Here is a 15669-nt window from a genome sequence, read left to right on the forward strand (position 1 = left end):
ACAATTTGTGTTGCAACACGAGACACTGTGGGAGCGAGCCTGCTCGCGAAGGGGCCGGCAGGCGGGCCTCAGATGCGGAAACTACCCACCAACTGCTTCAACCGCGAAGCCTGCTGCTCAAGATCCGAACAAGCCCGCAGCGTCGCGTGCAGGTTCTCCACGCCTTCCTGGTTCAGCGTGTTGATCTCGGTGATATCCACATTGATCGACTCGACCACCGCCGTCTGCTCTTCAGTCGCCGTCGCCACCGACTGGTTCATCCCGTCGATCTCGCCGATGCGCAGGGTCACGCTGTTCAGGCGTTCGCCGGCCAGGTTAGCGATTTCCACACTGTCCTGACTGTGACGCTGGCTATCGCTCATGGTGCTCACCGACTCGCGAGCGCCAACTTGCAGCTCCTCGATCATGGTCTGCACCTGTTGCGCCGATTCCTGAGTGCGGTGCGCCAGGTTGCGTACTTCGTCGGCGACCACGGCAAAACCGCGACCGGCTTCACCGGCACGGGCCGCTTCGATGGCGGCGTTGAGTGCGAGCAGGTTGGTCTGCTGGGAAATGCTGGTGATCACTTCGAGAATCTGCCCGATGTTCACAGTCTTGCTGTTCAGCGACTCGATATTGGTGCTCGACGCGCTGAGCATGCTCGACAGTTGATTCATCGCCTTGATGCTGCGCTCGACCACTTGCTGACCATCTTCGGCCAGGCCCCGGGCGTCGCTGGCCTGGTTCGAGGCCTGGGCGGCGTTACGGGCAATTTCCTGCGCGGCGGCGCCGAGCTGATTGATGGCAGCGGCGACACTGCTGGTGCGCGAGGCCTGCTGGTCGGAGTTGTACATCGACGAGTTCGACGCGGCGACTACGCGCAGGGCGACCTCGTTGACCTGCCCGGTCGCCGAAGACACTTCGCGGATCGAACTGTGAATGCGCTCAACGAAACGGTTGAACGCAGTGCCAAGGATGCCGAATTCATCGTTATTGACGATGTTCAGGCGTTTGGTCAGGTCGCCTTCGCCGTCGGCAATGTCTTCCATGGCGCGGGTCATGACGTGCAGTGGCTGGATCAGCAAACGGATCAGCATGCCGAGCAGTGCCATGATGATTGCCACGGCAATAATGGTTGCGATCACCGCCGAGGTGCGGAATTCGCTGAGCATCGAGTAGGCCTGGTCTTTGTCGATCGACAGACCGATGTACCAGTTCACCGACGGCAGGCCTTTGATCGGGGCGAAGGTGACGATGCGGGTTTTGCCCTCGACGGTCACTTCACTGAAATCGCTGCTGATGCGCGGAGTGTCCTGCGGATAGGCTTCCTTGAGCGACTTCATTACCAAGGCCTTGTCCGGGTGGACGAGGATCTTGCCGTCGGCGCTGACCAGAAACACATAGCCCATGCCGTCGAAATCCCGGGCGGCGAGGGTGTCGACCAGCGATTGCAGGCTCAGGTCGCCGCCGACTACGCCGACACTCTGGCCGGCTTTTTTCGACGCGGTGGCGATGGAAATGATCAACTGGCCGGTGGCCGCGTCGATGTAGGGCTCGGTCAGGGTCGAGGTGCTGCTGCTCTCTGCCCCTTTATACCAAGGGCGAACCCGTGGATCGAAGCCGTCCGGCATCTTCACGTCGGGGCGGATGGTGAAGTGGCCGGTGGCGTCGCCCAGGTACGTCGCCATGAACGTCGATGTCAGGCTTTTCTGGTCCAGCAGGCTGGCGACAGTTGACGGTTCCGGGTTGATGGCAATGTTCTGGGCGGCATTCTCGATCAGCAGAATGCGGCCGCTGAGCCAGGTCTGGATATTGCCGGCGGTGACCTCGCCCATCTCATTGAGGTAGTTGTTCAGGTCATCGCGGATTGCGTTGCGCTGCAGCCAGTCGTTATACAGCGTGAACGAGGCGAAAGCGGCGATGACGATAAGGGCGGCGGCAAGCAAAATCTTATGGCTGAAGCGCAGGTTTTTGTTCATGGCTTGGGGTTCCGCTAAGGTCTTAATGTCCTGGGCGTGCTTTTATAAAGGCGCGCACTATGGGCAAGGTTGAAAAAATGATATTTCCGGCTCTCCTTAGGGAAATGTCCGACCCGATTTTCAGACGGGGCTGTCCACTTTATTTATCGGCCATGTGTCATCAAAGATTAACCACTGGGTGAGAAAATGCCTGACTCTTCGCAACTCGTAATCGGCGCTGATCCGGCCGCGCAACCGATCGCTCAGGCCATGCGCCTGGCCAACCGGCACGGACTGATCGCCGGCGCCACCGGCACCGGTAAGACGGTGACTTTGCAGCGTCTGGCCGAAGCCTTCAGCGACGCCGGTGTGGCGGTGTTTGCCGCTGACATCAAGGGCGATCTGTGCGGCCTCGGCGCCGCTGGCAACCCGCAGGGCAAGGTCGCCGAGCGCATCGCCGGCATGCCATGGCTCAATCACACGCCTGGGGCTTACCCGGTAACGCTGTGGGATATTCACGGTGAGTCCGGCCATCCGCTGCGCACCACCTTAAGCGAAATGGGCCCGTTGTTGATCGGCAGCCTGCTCGAGCTGACCGACAGTCAACAGTCGGCGCTGTACGCCGCTTTCAAAGTGGCGGATCGCGAAGGTCTGTTGCTGCTGGATCTGAAAGACCTGAAAGCACTGCTCAATCACCTCAAGGACAACCCGCAATTGCTGGGTGAAGACGCGGCGCTGATGACTACCGGCTCCAGCCAGGCGCTGTTGCGTCGTCTGGCGACCCTGGAGCAGCAGGGTGCCGAAGCCTTGTTCGGCGAACCGGCGCTGCAGCTCGAAGACATCTTGCAACCGACTGCCGATGGCCGTGGACGCATCCATCTGCTCGACGCCAGTCGTCTGGTGCACGAGGCGCCGAAAGTCTACGCCACCTTCCTGCTATGGCTACTGGCCGAATTGTTTGAACAATTGCCCGAGCGCGGCGATGCCGACAAACCGCTGCTGGCGTTGTTTTTCGATGAGGCGCATTTGCTCTTTGGCGACACGCCCAAGGCCTTGCAGGAGCGGCTTGAGCAAGTGGTGCGGTTGATCCGGTCCAAGGGCGTGGGCGTTTATTTCGTCACCCAATCGCCGGCGGACTTGCCGGATGATGTGCTGGCGCAACTGGGTTTGCGCATCCAGCATGGCTTACGTGCCTTTACCGCCAAAGAGCAGAAATCCTTGCGCGCGGTGGCCGACGGCTTCCGGCCGAATCCGGCGTTCGACAGCCTGTCAGTGCTGACCGAATTGGGGATTGGCGAGGCGCTGGTCGGCACGCTGACCGAGAAAGGCACGCCAGAAATGGTTCAGCGCGTACTGGTGGCGCCACCGCAATCACGAATCGGGCCGCTGACCGAGACCGAACGCACAATGCTGATCGCCGGCTCGCCGTTCAAGGGCCGATATGACAAGCCGATCGATCGTGAGTCGGCGTATGAGATTTTAATGGGCCGCAAAGGGCTGGCGCCTGAGGCGCAAACGCCCCCCGGCAAACCGGTTGCCGAAGAACCTAGCCTCGCTGATCGGGCGGGAGAGTTTCTCGGGACGGCAGCAGGGCAGGCGCTGAAATCGGCGATGCGCCAGGCGGCCAATAACCTCGGCAAGCAATTGGTGCGAGGGTTGATGGGGTCTTTATTAGGCGGCAGCAAGCGCCGCTGATATCCAGTCGGCCGCAGATCAGAAAGGTGGGAGCGAGCCTGCTCGCGAAGCGGTGTGTCATTCAGCATCAATGTCGTTTGATGCGGCCTCTTCGCGAGCAGGCTCGCTCCTACGGTCAGGTCTTGCCTTTGGCATGCGCCGCCAACCGCTCCAGCGCCGCTCGAAGCCCTGGATCGCTGATCCCGTCTGCCGTCGACTGAATGGTTTCTGCCGCATCACTCGACAGGCCCATTGTGTGACCGACAGGCTGGTGCTGCACGATGGGCGGGCGCACGCTGAATTTGATCCGCGTCAGATTGGCGAACTCGTCGAACAGTTGCAGTTGCCGCTGCAGCCGTTTCTGCTGGTAGCGCAGGCGCGTCGCCCAATGGCCGTCAGTGACCACCAGCGACAGTTCGCCTTCGCGCCACTTGGCCACCCGGCAATGCTCTCGGGCGGCGGGTTGCAACTGGCTTTCGAGCAGGCGCTGCAAATGCTCCAGGCGTTGAGCATGGCCGAGGATCGCTTTGAGCGGCTTGGCTTCACGTAACAGGACGGCGGGTGCTCTGGCCGTGAGAGGGCGAAACGCCATGATTGAACACCTGAGGTAACAGAGGCGCCATGGTAGCAGAAAGCTGCGGAACCACTGGCCCATTGCTTTTGTCCCTGCTTTGCTCATTAAATCAACGACTAACTTCTTTCCCCCACGGGTTGAAGTTGAGCAAAACGCCCTTATTTTAAGTGAGCCCCGTCAAAGCGCAGTGCCAGCATCGTGGAATATCGCCACTTTCCTCACCACCGTTTCCGGGTAGAATGCTCGTTCGCATGCGGCCATGAGGGCTGCACGGGCGACTCACGGGGCCGCCCTCCATCCCTTTAGTGTGGAAGATCCTGCCGATATGTTTGCGCCTTTGTTAAAGAAACTTTTTGGAAGCAAGAACGAGCGTGAAGTCAAACGCATGCTCAAGACGGTGCAGCTCGTCAATGCCTTCGAAGAGCAAATGGTGGCCCTTTCGGACGATCAGTTACGCGCCAAGACCGCAGAGTTCAAGGCCCGCATCGCCAAAGGGGAAACCCTCGACAAGCTGTTGCCCGAAGCCTTTGCCGTCGCCCGCGAGGCCGGCAAGCGCGTGATGGGCATGCGCCACTTCGACGTGCAGCTCGTCGGCGGCATGACCTTGCATGAAGGCAAGATCGCCGAGATGCGCACCGGTGAGGGTAAAACCCTCGTGGCCACCCTGGGTGTTTACCTCAACGCATTGTCCGGCAAGGGCGTGCACGTTGTGACGGTGAACGACTACCTGGCCCGCCGTGACGCCAACTGGATGCGCCCGCTTTATGAATTCCTCGGCCTGACCGTCGGCGTCGTGACGCCGTTCCAGCCGCCGGAAGAGAAGCGCGCCGCCTATGCCGCCGACATCACCTACGGTACCAACAACGAATTCGGTTTCGACTACCTGCGCGACAACATGGCGTTCAGCATGGAAGAAAAATTCCAGCGCGAACTCAATTTTGCCGTGATCGACGAAGTCGACTCCATCCTCATCGACGAAGCACGTACCCCGCTGATCATTTCCGGTCAGGCCGAGGACAGCTCCAAGCTGTACACCGAGATCAACAAACTGATCCCGCAGCTGGAACTGCACGTTGAAGAAGTCGAAGGCGAAGTGACCAAGGCTGGCCATTACACCGTTGACGAAAAGACCCGTCAGGTCGAACTCAACGAAGCCGGTCACCAGTTCATCGAAGACATGCTCACCCGCGTCGGCCTGCTGGCCGAAGGCGAGAGCCTGTACTCGGCGCATAACCTGGGCCTGTTGACCCACGTTTATGCCGGTCTGCGTGCGCACAAGCTGTTCAATCGCAACATCGAATACATCGTGCAGGACGGTCAGGTCGTGCTGGTCGACGAACACACCGGTCGTACCATGCCGGGGCGTCGTCTGTCCGAAGGCCTGCACCAGGCCATCGAAGCGAAGGAAGGCCTGAATATCCAGGCCGAGAGCCAGACCCTGGCGTCGACCACCTTCCAGAACTACTTCCGTCTGTACACCAAACTGTCCGGCATGACCGGTACGGCCGACACCGAAGCGTTCGAATTCCACCAGATCTATGGTCTGGAAGTCATGGTCATTCCGCCGAACAAACCGTTGGCGCGTAAAGACTACAACGACCTGGTGTTCCTCACCGCCGAAGAGAAGTACGCGGCGATCGTGGCGGACATCAAGGAAAGCATGGCGGCCGGCCGGCCGGTGCTGGTGGGTACGGCGACGATCGAAACATCCGAGCACATGTCCCGTCTGCTCGAGAAGGAAGGCATCGAACACAAGGTTCTGAACGCCAAGTTCCACGAAAAAGAAGCCGAGATCATCGCGCAGGCCGGTCGTCCGGGCGCGCTGACCATTGCCACCAACATGGCCGGTCGTGGTACCGACATTCTGTTGGGCGGCAACTGGGAAGTGGAAGTGGCGTCGCTGGACAACCCGACCCCTGAGCAGATCGCGCAGATCAAGGCCGACTGGCAGAAGCGTCACCAGCAAGTGCTGGAGTCCGGCGGTCTGCAGGTAATTGCCTCCGAGCGTCATGAATCCCGTCGTATCGACAACCAGCTGCGCGGTCGTGCCGGCCGTCAGGGCGACGCCGGTTCCAGCCGTTTCTACCTGTCGCTGGAAGACAGCCTGATGCGCATCTTTGCCTCTGACCGGGTGAAGAACTTCATGAAAGCGTTGGGCATGCAGCCGGGCGAAGCGATCGAGCACCGCATGGTGACCAACGCGATCGAGAAGGCTCAGCGCAAGGTGGAAGGTCGCAACTTCGACATCCGCAAGCAGTTGCTGGAGTTCGATGACGTCAACAACGAACAGCGTAAAGTGATCTATCACATGCGTAACACGTTGCTGGCCGCCGACAACATCGGTGAAACCATCGCCGACTTCCGTCAGGACGTGCTCAACGCCACCATCAGCGCCCACATTCCGCCGCAATCGCTGCCAGAGCAATGGGACGTCGCCGGCCTGGAAGCCTCGATTGCCAGCGACTTCGGCGTGACGCTGCCGATCCAGCAATGGCTCGACGAAGACGATCATCTGTACGAAGAAACCCTGCGCGAGAAGCTGATGAACGAGCTGATCGCCGCGTACAACGAGAAAGAAGACCAGGCCGGTGCCGAAGCGCTGCGCTCCTTCGAGAAGCAGATCGTTCTGCGCGTGCTGGACGACCTGTGGAAAGATCACCTGTCGACCATGGATCACTTGCGTCACGGCATCCACTTGCGTGGCTACGCACAGAAGAACCCGAAGCAGGAATACAAGCGCGAGTCGTTCACGCTGTTCTCCGAGCTGCTGGACTCGATCAAGCGCGACTCGATCCGTGTGCTGTCGCACGTTCAGGTGCGTCGCGAAGATCCGGAAGCCGAAGAGCAGCGTCTGCGTCAGGAGGCCGAAGCACTGGCCGCCCGCATGCAGTTCGAACACGCCGAAGCGCCTGGCCTCGATCAGCCCGAAGCACTGGGTGAAGAGGTCGATGTGGCCCTCGCCGCCGCTACTGCCCCGGTTCGCAACGAGCAGAAGCTGGGCCGCAACGAACTGTGCTTCTGCGGTTCGGGCAAGAAATACAAGCATTGCCACGGGCAGATCCAGTAGAACCCGTTTCAATCGCTGGACACCCCGCGCCGCGACCGGCTTCTGCCGTCGCGGCGTTTTGCCATTTAAACCACTGCCGCCACGCCTGGCGGTGCTGACATCATTGAGTAAGGAGCGCATTCATGGCTGTTGGTCTTGGTCCTTTGCCAACGTTGCACCCGGTTGCCGGTTTTGAACTCGGTATCGCCTCGGCCGGCATCAAGCGCCCCGGGCGCAAAGACGTCGTCGTGATGCGCTGCGCCGAAGGTTCGACCGTGGCGGGTGTGTTCACGTTGAATGCCTTTTGCGCCGCACCGGTGATCCTGGCGAAAAAGCGCGTGCAGAACGCCGTGCGTTACCTGCTGACCAACACCGGCAACGCCAACGCGGGCACCGGCGAACCGGGTCTGGCCGCTGCCGAGCGCACCACTGCCAGACTGGCCGAGCTGACCGGCGTAGATGCCAGCCAGATCCTGCCGTACTCCACCGGCGTCATCGGTGAGCCATTGCCCGTCGAGAAAATCGAAGGCGCGCTGCAAGCGGCGCTGGATGATCTGTCGGAAAACAACTGGGAAGCCGCGGCCACCGGCATCATGACCACCGACACCCTGCCCAAAGGCGCGAGCCGGCAGTTCCAGCATGACGGCGTGACCGTCACCGTGACTGGCATCAGCAAGGGCGCCGGCATGATTCGTCCGAACATGGCAACCATGCTCGGCTACATCGCCACCGACGCCAAAGTCTCCCGCCACGTGCTGCACAACCTGATGCTCGACGGCGCTAACAAGTCGTTCAACCGCATCACCATCGATGGCGACACCTCGACCAACGACTGCTGCATGCTGATCGCCACTGGCAAAGCCGCGTTGCCGGAAATCACCCGCGCCGAAGGCGAACTGTTCGCTAAGCTGAAACAAGCGGTATTCGAAGTGTGCATGGACGTGGCCCAGGCCATCGTGCGTGACGGCGAAGGCGCCACCAAGTTCGTCACCGTTGAAGTCAATGGCGGCGGCAATCATCAGGAATGCCTGGACGTGGGTTATACCGTCGCGCACTCGCCATTGATCAAGACCGCGCTGTTTGCGTCCGATCCGAACTGGGGCCGTATCCTGGCCGCCGTGGGCCGTGCCGGCGTGCCGGACCTGGACGTGAGCAAGATCGACGTGTTCCTCGGCGACGTGTGCATTGCCAGCCGTGGCGCGCGCGCGGCGACCTACACTGAAGCGCAGGGTTCGGCGGTGATGCAGCAGGAAGAAATCACCATCCGTATCGAACTCGGTCGTGGCGATTGCAGCGAAACCATCTGGACCACCGACCTGTCGCATGAATACGTGAAGATCAACGCTGAATACCGCACTTGACCTGATCCTGGACCGAGTCGCTCCATTCGCGAGCAGGCTCGCTCCCACAGGGCCTTCGCTGCGGCTCGGTCCATTGTGGGAGCGAGCCTGCTCGCGAAAGCGGCGGTCCAGACACAACTAATTCACAAGCATTCCTCTGACGAAAAGGCGCCACACCATGTCCCTGCACCTGATCATCGGCGACAAACTGCTTTCCTCCTGGTCCCTGCGCGCAGAACTGGCGCTGGAGCTGACCGGGGCGCCTTACAGCGAAGAGCTGATCAAACTCGGCAAGCCCGACACGCGCGAGCGCCTGCTCAAGCATTCGCCGACCGGCAAGGTGCCGCTGCTCAACACTACGCGCGGCACCATCGCCGACTCCCTGGCCATCGCTGAATACCTTGCCGAGCAGTTCCCGTCCGAGCAGCTCTGGCCCGGCGACATTTTCGCCCGCGCCCAGGCAAGGTCCGCCTGTGCCCAGATGCACAGCGGTTTTTTTGCCATGCGCAATCACATGCCGTTCAACCTCAGCCATGACGCACCGCTGAACCCGATGCCGCCAGAGGTGAAGGTCGATATCGAACGCATGCTTGCGCTGTGGGCCGAATGCCGAGCAGCGGCAACGGAAGAGGGGCCGTACCTGTTCGGCCGCGTCAGCCTCGCCGATGCCTTTTTCGCGCCGATTGCCGTGCGCCTGCGCACCTATCGGGTGACGCTGCCGGCCGTTGACGAAGCTTATGTCGAAACCGTCTACCAATGGCCCGCCTTCAAGACGTGGCAAAAGGCTGGACTGGAGGAATTGAACCCGTGAAACGTGTCCATGTCGCCGCTGCCGTCATTCGTGACGACCACGGCAAAATTCTCATCGCCCGGCGTGCCGACAGCCAGCATCAGGGTGGCTTGTGGGAATTCCCGGGCGGCAAGGTGGAGGCTGACGAGACAGTCGACACTGCGCTGGCCCGTGAACTGCACGAAGAGTTGGGCATCGTTGTTGGCGCCGCTCGACCGTTGATCAAGGTGCGCCACGATTACCCGGACAAACAGGTGTTGCTGGATGTCTGGGAGGTGTCAGCCTTCAGCGGCGAACCCCACGGCGCCGAGGGTCAACCGTTGGCCTGGGTGAGCGCAAAGGAGCTGGCGAACTACGAGTTTCCCGCTGCCAATCAGCCCATTGTCGCGGCAGCACGTTTGCCCGCCGAGTATTTGATTACCCCTGAAGACCTGGAATCCCCGGCCTTGTTGCGCGGCATCCAGAAAGCGGTGGCCGGCGGGATCAAACTGGTCCAGCTGCGTGCACCGAATGGTTACGACCCCAAATACCGCGATCTGGCGGTGGATGCGGTGGGTCTTTGCGCCGGCAAGGCGCAGCTGATGATCAAGGGGCCATTCGAATGGCTGGGTGATTTCCCGTCCGCCGGTTGGCACATCACCGCCGCACAGTTGCGTAAATACGCTGCGGCAGGCCGTCCGCTACCGGCTGATCGCTGGCTCGCGGCCTCCTGTCACAACGCTGAGGAACTGGCGCTGGCCGAACAAATGGGCGTGGATTTCGTGACCCTGTCACCGGTGCAGCCAACGCTGACGCACCCAGATGCACAGCCGTTGGGCTGGGAGCAGGCTGCGGCGTTGATCGACGGCTTCAGCAAGCCAGTGTTTCTGTTGGGCGGGGTAGGGCCCGCCGAGCGGGAGAAAGCCTGGAATGTCGGCGCACAGGGTGTGGCGGGAATTCGGGCGTTCTGGCCAGAAGCTTGATTCTCGATTGAGGCTAGCGGCCTCTTCGCGAGCAGGCTCGCTCCCACAGGTTACATGGACGACGTAAAACCCTGTGGGAGCGGGCTTGCCGCTCCCACATTTGTCTGCATTCCAACTGGAGAAATGCAATCCACTGTGGGAGCGAGCCTGCTCGCGAAGGCGTCCTGTCCGGCGCTATTGTCCTTCAGGTTTTGCAGCCGGCTGCCACAAAATCTCCGCCACCCCCTGCCGCCGCGCAATCAACCGCGCCGCCACGAACAGCAAATCCGACAACCGATTGATATATGCCAGGCCAACCCCGGCCAACGGCTCGATCGCATTCAAATGCTGACAGCGCCGCTCCGCGCTTCGCGCCAGACTCCGGCAAACATGCGCCTGCGCAATCAGCATCGATCCCCCGGGCAGGATGAAATTCTCCAGCGGCCCCAGCTCTTCGTTCCACACATCGATCGCCGCTTCCAGCCGTTCGATTTCCGCTGCGTTCAGCGCCTGATAGGCGGGCATCGCCAATTCGCCCCCCAGATCAAACAACCGATGCTGACAAGGCGCCAAAACGTCGATCACTTCATTCAGGCCCGGAAACGCTTCACGCTCGGCCAGCAGGCCGGCCAGCAGCACGCCGACCTGACTGTTCAGCGTATCCACCTCGCCAATCGCCTCGACGCGCGGATGATCCTTCGGTACGCGGCGGCCGTCGCCCAGGCCGGTTTCGCCTTTGTCGCCGGTGCGGGTGTAAATCTTCGACAAGCGAAAGCCCATGGGTTACCTCGGTAGTGAATTGGTTTCAGCGGCCATCGGTGCGGGTTGCACCAGCGGCAGGCGCAACGTGAAGCAGGTGCCCTGGCCGGGCGCCGATTGCACTTCCATCTGACCTTTGTGGTTGTTGGTGATGATGAAGTACGACACCGACAAGCCAAGCCCGGTGCCCTGACCGATTTCCTTGGTGGTGAAAAACGGTTCGAAGGTGCGCTTGCGCACGTTCTCGCTCATACCGATGCCGTTGTCTTCGACCTGGATCTCGGCCCACGGCGGATTGAGTCGCGTACGCAGAATGATGCGTCCCGGCTCGCTGTCGTCCTCGCGCTGATGAATCGCCTGGGCGGCGTTTTTCAGCAGGTTGAGCAGCACCTGTTCCAGTTCGTTGGCGGTGCCGGGCACAGGGCCGAGCGCCGGGTCGAACTGACGGATGATCGCCTGGCCCTTGAAGTCGAAACCGATGGCCAGATCAAAGTCGTTGCCAGCGATTTCTACCGCTTGATCGATCAGGGCCGGCAGATCACATGGCGCCATTTGCCGGGTGCTGCGGCGGCTGAAACTCAGCATATGCGTGACGATTTTCGCCGCGCGGGCGCCGGCCTGTTGAATGCCATCGAGCAATTGCGGGACTTCGCGGCCCTGCAGATAGCGATTCACGGCATCGAGCTCGATGCCCAGTTGTTCGGCGGTTTCGAGGTTTTTGGGCAGCTCCGCCGAGAGGCGACGGCGAATGTTCTGCACGTTGTGCAGGATCGCACCGAGCGGGTTGTTGATTTCATGGGCCATGCCGGCGGCGAGGCCACCGACGGAAAGCATTTTCTCCGACTGCACCATCATTTCTTCCAGTGACAGGCGCTGGGTGATGTCGTCGATGCGGATCACCACGCCACGGCCGGCACCGCCCATCAGCGGATAGAACGTCAGCGCGTAATGCTTGGGTTCATCGTCCTTGAACCAGGTTACCCGGTCGACTTTGGCCACGGTGTGCTGCTCGACGGTTTCTTTTAGCTGCGGTAAAAACGGCTTGAGCGGTTCGAAGGCGAGGAAGATCGGCTGGTTCAGCGCCTCGTCCAGACGCGTGCCGGAGAGGGCGCTGGCCTCCTGATTCCACTGCGTGACATAGAGCTGCTCATCAAGGGCAATCAGCGCCGAAGGCATCGAGTCGATGATGCTGTTGAGGTAATTCTGGAAACCGGTGAGTTTCTTCTCGATCTTGCTGCGCACCTGCACTTCGAGTTCCAGCTTGCGGTTGGTGTGGCGGGTTTCCTCGGCCAACCCCTGCGCCTGATCGTAAGCGGCTTGCGAGTCGTCGCGAGCGCGTTTGAGCTGCTGCTCTCGGGCTTCGATGCGCGACAGCATGGTGTTGAATGCCTCGGCCAGACTGCCGATTTCGTCGTGATTGCCGCGCGAAGCACGCAGGGCATAGTTCTCTTCGCGGGTGACCTGACGCGACAGCTCCTCAAGCTGATGGATCGGCCGTGTGATCAGGCGTTTGATCTGCCGGGCAATCACCAGCCATAGCAATACGCTGAAAATCAGAATGCCGAGGCTGGCGGTCAGCGTGCCCGTGTAGAACGCCATCGGCAGTTCGCTGCTGGCCACCAGCAACAGATGCCCCGGCGCGGTGCCGGGGCGGGGCAGGGTGATCAGTTGATTGCTGCGAAACTCGGTGAGTTGCCACGCTTCGACATGTCGATAGCGCTCGGGCAAATGCAGTTTTTCCCCGCGCTGTACTTGCGCAAGCCGCTCACCCTTGCCGTCATACAGGGCCGCAGCGCGCAGTGGCGAATAACTGTCGAGTTCCTTGAGCAGACGCTCGGCGCTTCTTGGCGATTCCAGCGCATCGCTGACCAGACTCGGATTGGCGATCAGGCGGCCGATGGTCTGCAAGGCCTGCGGCGCCATGCTTTCCTGAGAGATGTAGTAAGCGGCGCTGATAAAAGTCAGGTTGGCGACCAGCAGAACCGTGGTCAACAACACCAGCAGGGCCGCCAGCAGTTTCTGGCCGACCGGCAGGTTTTCAAGGCGCTGGCGCAATGGCATCAGATTTATCGCAGCAGAGGAACAAGTGGTCAGCGTAGCGGCTGCTCAGTCGCTGGGCAATCCACGGCTGCGCAGATGAGCGACCAGGCGTTGCTGCAGCTGGTTGAGATGCGGCAGGTTCAGTTGATGGCGCGCGGCAACTTTGCAGGCGTGGCCCAGCAGATAGCTGATTTCCGTGCGGCGCTGGTTGGCGACATCCTGATACATCGACGAGTAGTTGGCGGCGGTGGCCTGAATCACCCGTTCGACTTCCTGCTGCAGGTTGCCCGCCGCCGCTGGTTGGCCGCAGCGCTGGAGTAATTCGGCCAGCTCGGCGCAGAGCGTGGCGACTTCGCAATGGTGCTCCGTCAATCCGCCGTTGCGGCAGTCATGCAGCACGGTCAGCGGGTTGATCGCGCAGTTGAGCGCCAATTTACGCCACAGGCGGGTGAGGATGTCGGTGGTCCATTCATGAGGAATCCTGGCGGCCTGTAGATCTTCCAGCCAGATTGGCGCCAGCGGATTCCCGGCATCACCCAGCCAGTTGAAACCGTGTCCGGCAAACACCACGCGCCAGTCGCCATCGCGAAAGGCGCCCTCGGTGCTGGAGGCGCTGATGCAGCGCGCCTGCGGCACTCGCGCGGCAACCGCGTCCTGACTGCCGAGGCCGTTTTGCAGCAGGATCAGCTCGGCGCCCGGCGCCAGGCGCGAGGCGAGGCGGGCGATGGCATTCTCGGCGTCGTAGGCCTTGCACGCGATCAGCAAACGGCGAATCGGCTCGGGGCTGTCCGGAGTTTCCCCAGGAACTGCGTAGGTGCTGGCGTGTCCGTTTTCAATCAGGGTCAGCCCGCCGGCGGCGGCATAGCTGCGCAACCGCACCGCGTCGCGCAGGATCAGCCGCACTGGCAATCCGGCTCGTGCCAGTCGCGTTGCCCAAAGGGTGCCGAGACTGCCGGCGCCGAGGACATGCCAGATCGTGGACATCAGTTTTTGACTCGATTGCGTACAGGCATGTGCGGCTCGCCGTATCGATAGGAAAAGACCCGTTATAATGAGCCCGATTTTAACCGCAAGCCAAGCGCGCTCCATCCTCATCGGGCGCGCCTTTTTATTGGAGAGATTACATGCCGTCGTTCGACGTGGTATCCGAACTGGACAAACACGAACTCACCAACGCGGTCGAGAACGCCGTGAAGGAACTCGATCGTCGTTATGACCTGAAAGGCAAAGGCAGCTTCGAGTTCAAGGAAAAAGACCTGACCGTCAGCCTGACCGCCGAAGCCGGGTTCCAGCTCGAAGCAATGATCGAAATCCTCAAGCTGGCGCTGACCAAGCGCAAGATCGACGTGCAGTGCCTTGAGGTCAAGGACGCTTATGCTTCCGGCAAATTGATGAAGCAAGACGCCATTCTCAAGGAAGGCATCGACAAAGAGCTGGCGAAGAAGATCGTCGGCCACATCAAGGACGCCAAGCTCAAGGTTCAAGCGGCCATTCAGGGTGAGCAGGTGCGTGTCACCGGCAAGAAGCGTGACGACCTGCAGGAAGCTATCGCGGCCCTGCGTGCCAAGGAATTCGGCATGCCGCTGCAGTTCAACAACTTCCGCGACTAAGCTTGATCTGTGATTTGTGGGAGCGAGCAGGTCGAGGCGTCGAACCGTCGCTCCCACAGTTGTTTTGAATACACCCCGGAAAGCCGGAAATCAGGAGAGAGAAAGTGGATTTGAATGCGGAAGTGGACCACCTGGTCAAGGCGTCCCAGGCGTGGATCCCGATGATCATGGAATACGGCAGCCGCGTGCTGCTGGCGGTGATTACGCTGGCCATCGGCTGGTGGCTGATCAACAAAGTCACGCAAAAACTCGGCGGTCTGCTGGCCTTGCGCAATGCCGACTTGGCGCTGCAGGGCTTTATCAGCAGTCTGGCCAACATCATTCTCAAGGTGCTGCTGATCGTCAGCGTCGCGTCGATGATCGGCGTGGAAACCACCTCGTTCGTGGCAGCTATCGGTGCAGCGGGTCTGGCGATCGGTCTTGCCCTGCAAGGCAGCCTGGCGAACTTCGCCGGCGGTGTGCTGATTCTGCTGTTCCGCCCGTTCCGCATCGGTGACTGGATCGAAGCCCAAGGTGTGGCGGGTACCGTCGACAGCATCCAGATTTTCCATACCGTGCTGCGCACTGGCGACAACAAGACCATCATCTTGCCGAACGGCAATCTGTCGAACGGCATCATCACCAACACCAATCGTCAGCCAACCCGCAAAGTCGTGTTCGACGTGGGCGTGGATTACGAGGCGGATCTGCAGAAGGCCCGTCAGGTGCTGCTGGATCTGGCCAAAGATCCCCGCGTTATGCAGGATCCTGAACCACAAGCCGTGGTTTCGACGCTGGGTGATAGCTCGATTACTGTTTCGCTGCGCGTGTGGGTGAAAACGGCAGATTATTGGGACGTGATGTTCATGTTTAACGAGCAGGCGCGTGATCGTTTAAAAACTGCCGGTATTGATATTCCATTTCCGCAGCGTGTTATACGGGTTGTGCAGGAATCCGCAGCACAATGATAGGTCGCTAA

Annotated in this window: 12 protein-coding genes and 1 pseudogene; 7 read left to right on the forward strand and 6 right to left on the reverse strand. The window is 60.7% G+C overall.

Translation table 11 applies throughout. From position 1 onward, the window contains the following. Window positions 1–68: 68 nt before the first annotated feature. The gene (locus HU727_RS26025; protein WP_437180378.1) at window positions 69–833 is read right to left on the reverse strand and encodes a methyl-accepting chemotaxis protein; all 765 of its coding nucleotides are present in this window, start codon (window positions 831–833) and stop codon (window positions 69–71) included. Window positions 834–926: 93 nt separating this feature from the next. Next, window positions 927–1958: pseudogene (locus HU727_RS26030) on the reverse strand (HAMP domain-containing protein); the annotation flags it as partial. A 186-nt stretch (window positions 1959–2144) separates the two neighbouring features. On the opposite strand from HU727_RS26030, the gene HU727_RS07450 reads away from it, so the two are divergent. Beyond that, on the forward strand, window positions 2145–3632 hold the full coding sequence (locus tag HU727_RS07450; protein ID WP_186530043.1) for a helicase HerA-like domain-containing protein: 1488 nt from the start codon (window positions 2145–2147) through the stop codon (window positions 3630–3632). A gap of 115 nt (window positions 3633–3747) precedes the next feature. Here HU727_RS07450 and HU727_RS07455 read toward each other — a convergent pair whose 3' ends face one another. After that, window positions 3748–4203, reverse strand: coding sequence for a DUF721 domain-containing protein (locus tag HU727_RS07455; RefSeq protein WP_186530041.1), 456 nt, complete (start codon window positions 4201–4203; stop codon window positions 3748–3750). A gap of 307 nt (window positions 4204–4510) precedes the next feature. Here HU727_RS07455 and secA point away from each other — a divergent pair, with 307 nt between their 5' ends. The 4 genes from secA (at window position 4511) to HU727_RS07475 (ending at window position 10323) form a co-directional block, all read left to right on the forward strand. After that, entirely contained in the window at window positions 4511–7252 is a 2742-nt protein-coding gene (gene secA, locus HU727_RS07460) for a preprotein translocase subunit SecA (protein ID WP_186530039.1), read from the forward strand. A 122-nt stretch (window positions 7253–7374) separates the two neighbouring features. Further along, window positions 7375–8592, forward strand: a complete 1218-nt coding sequence (gene argJ / locus HU727_RS07465) for a bifunctional glutamate N-acetyltransferase/amino-acid acetyltransferase ArgJ (RefSeq protein WP_186530037.1) — start codon at window positions 7375–7377, stop codon at window positions 8590–8592. Window positions 8593–8749: 157 nt separating this feature from the next. Beyond that, a complete protein-coding gene (locus tag HU727_RS07470) occupies window positions 8750–9382 on the forward strand; it encodes a glutathione S-transferase family protein (protein ID WP_186530035.1) in 633 nt (210 codons plus the stop codon). Beyond that, on the forward strand, window positions 9379–10323 hold the full coding sequence (locus HU727_RS07475; protein ID WP_186530033.1) for a Nudix family hydrolase: 945 nt from the start codon (window positions 9379–9381) through the stop codon (window positions 10321–10323). The genes HU727_RS07470 and HU727_RS07475 overlap by 4 nt, the downstream gene beginning before the upstream one ends. 174 nt (window positions 10324–10497) lie before the next feature. On the opposite strand, the gene HU727_RS07480 is transcribed toward HU727_RS07475, so the two are convergent. The 3 genes from HU727_RS07480 to HU727_RS07490 are packed head-to-tail and all read right to left on the reverse strand — an operon-like array spanning window position 10498 to window position 14085. Then, window positions 10498–11082, reverse strand: coding sequence for a cob(I)yrinic acid a,c-diamide adenosyltransferase (locus HU727_RS07480; protein ID WP_186530031.1), 585 nt, complete (start codon window positions 11080–11082; stop codon window positions 10498–10500). Between the two features lie 3 nt (window positions 11083–11085). Continuing rightward, window positions 11086–13122, reverse strand: coding sequence for a sensor histidine kinase (locus tag HU727_RS07485; RefSeq protein ID WP_186530029.1), 2037 nt, complete (start codon window positions 13120–13122; stop codon window positions 11086–11088). Between the two features lie 45 nt (window positions 13123–13167). Next, complete coding sequence (locus HU727_RS07490; protein WP_186530027.1) at window positions 13168–14085, reverse strand: putative 2-dehydropantoate 2-reductase; 918 nt, start codon at window positions 14083–14085, stop codon at window positions 13168–13170. Between the two features lie 140 nt (window positions 14086–14225). Here HU727_RS07490 and HU727_RS07495 point away from each other — a divergent pair, with 140 nt between their 5' ends. Further along, a complete protein-coding gene (locus tag HU727_RS07495; RefSeq protein ID WP_186530024.1) occupies window positions 14226–14711 on the forward strand; it encodes a YajQ family cyclic di-GMP-binding protein in 486 nt (161 codons plus the stop codon). A gap of 104 nt (window positions 14712–14815) precedes the next feature. Then, on the forward strand, window positions 14816–15658 hold the full coding sequence (locus HU727_RS07500; RefSeq protein WP_186530022.1) for a mechanosensitive ion channel family protein: 843 nt from the start codon (window positions 14816–14818) through the stop codon (window positions 15656–15658). The last annotated feature ends 11 nt before the right edge of the window (window positions 15659–15669 follow it).

The organism is Pseudomonas khorasanensis (assembly GCF_014268505.2).
Classification (GTDB): domain Bacteria; phylum Pseudomonadota; class Gammaproteobacteria; order Pseudomonadales; family Pseudomonadaceae; genus Aquipseudomonas; species Aquipseudomonas khorasanensis.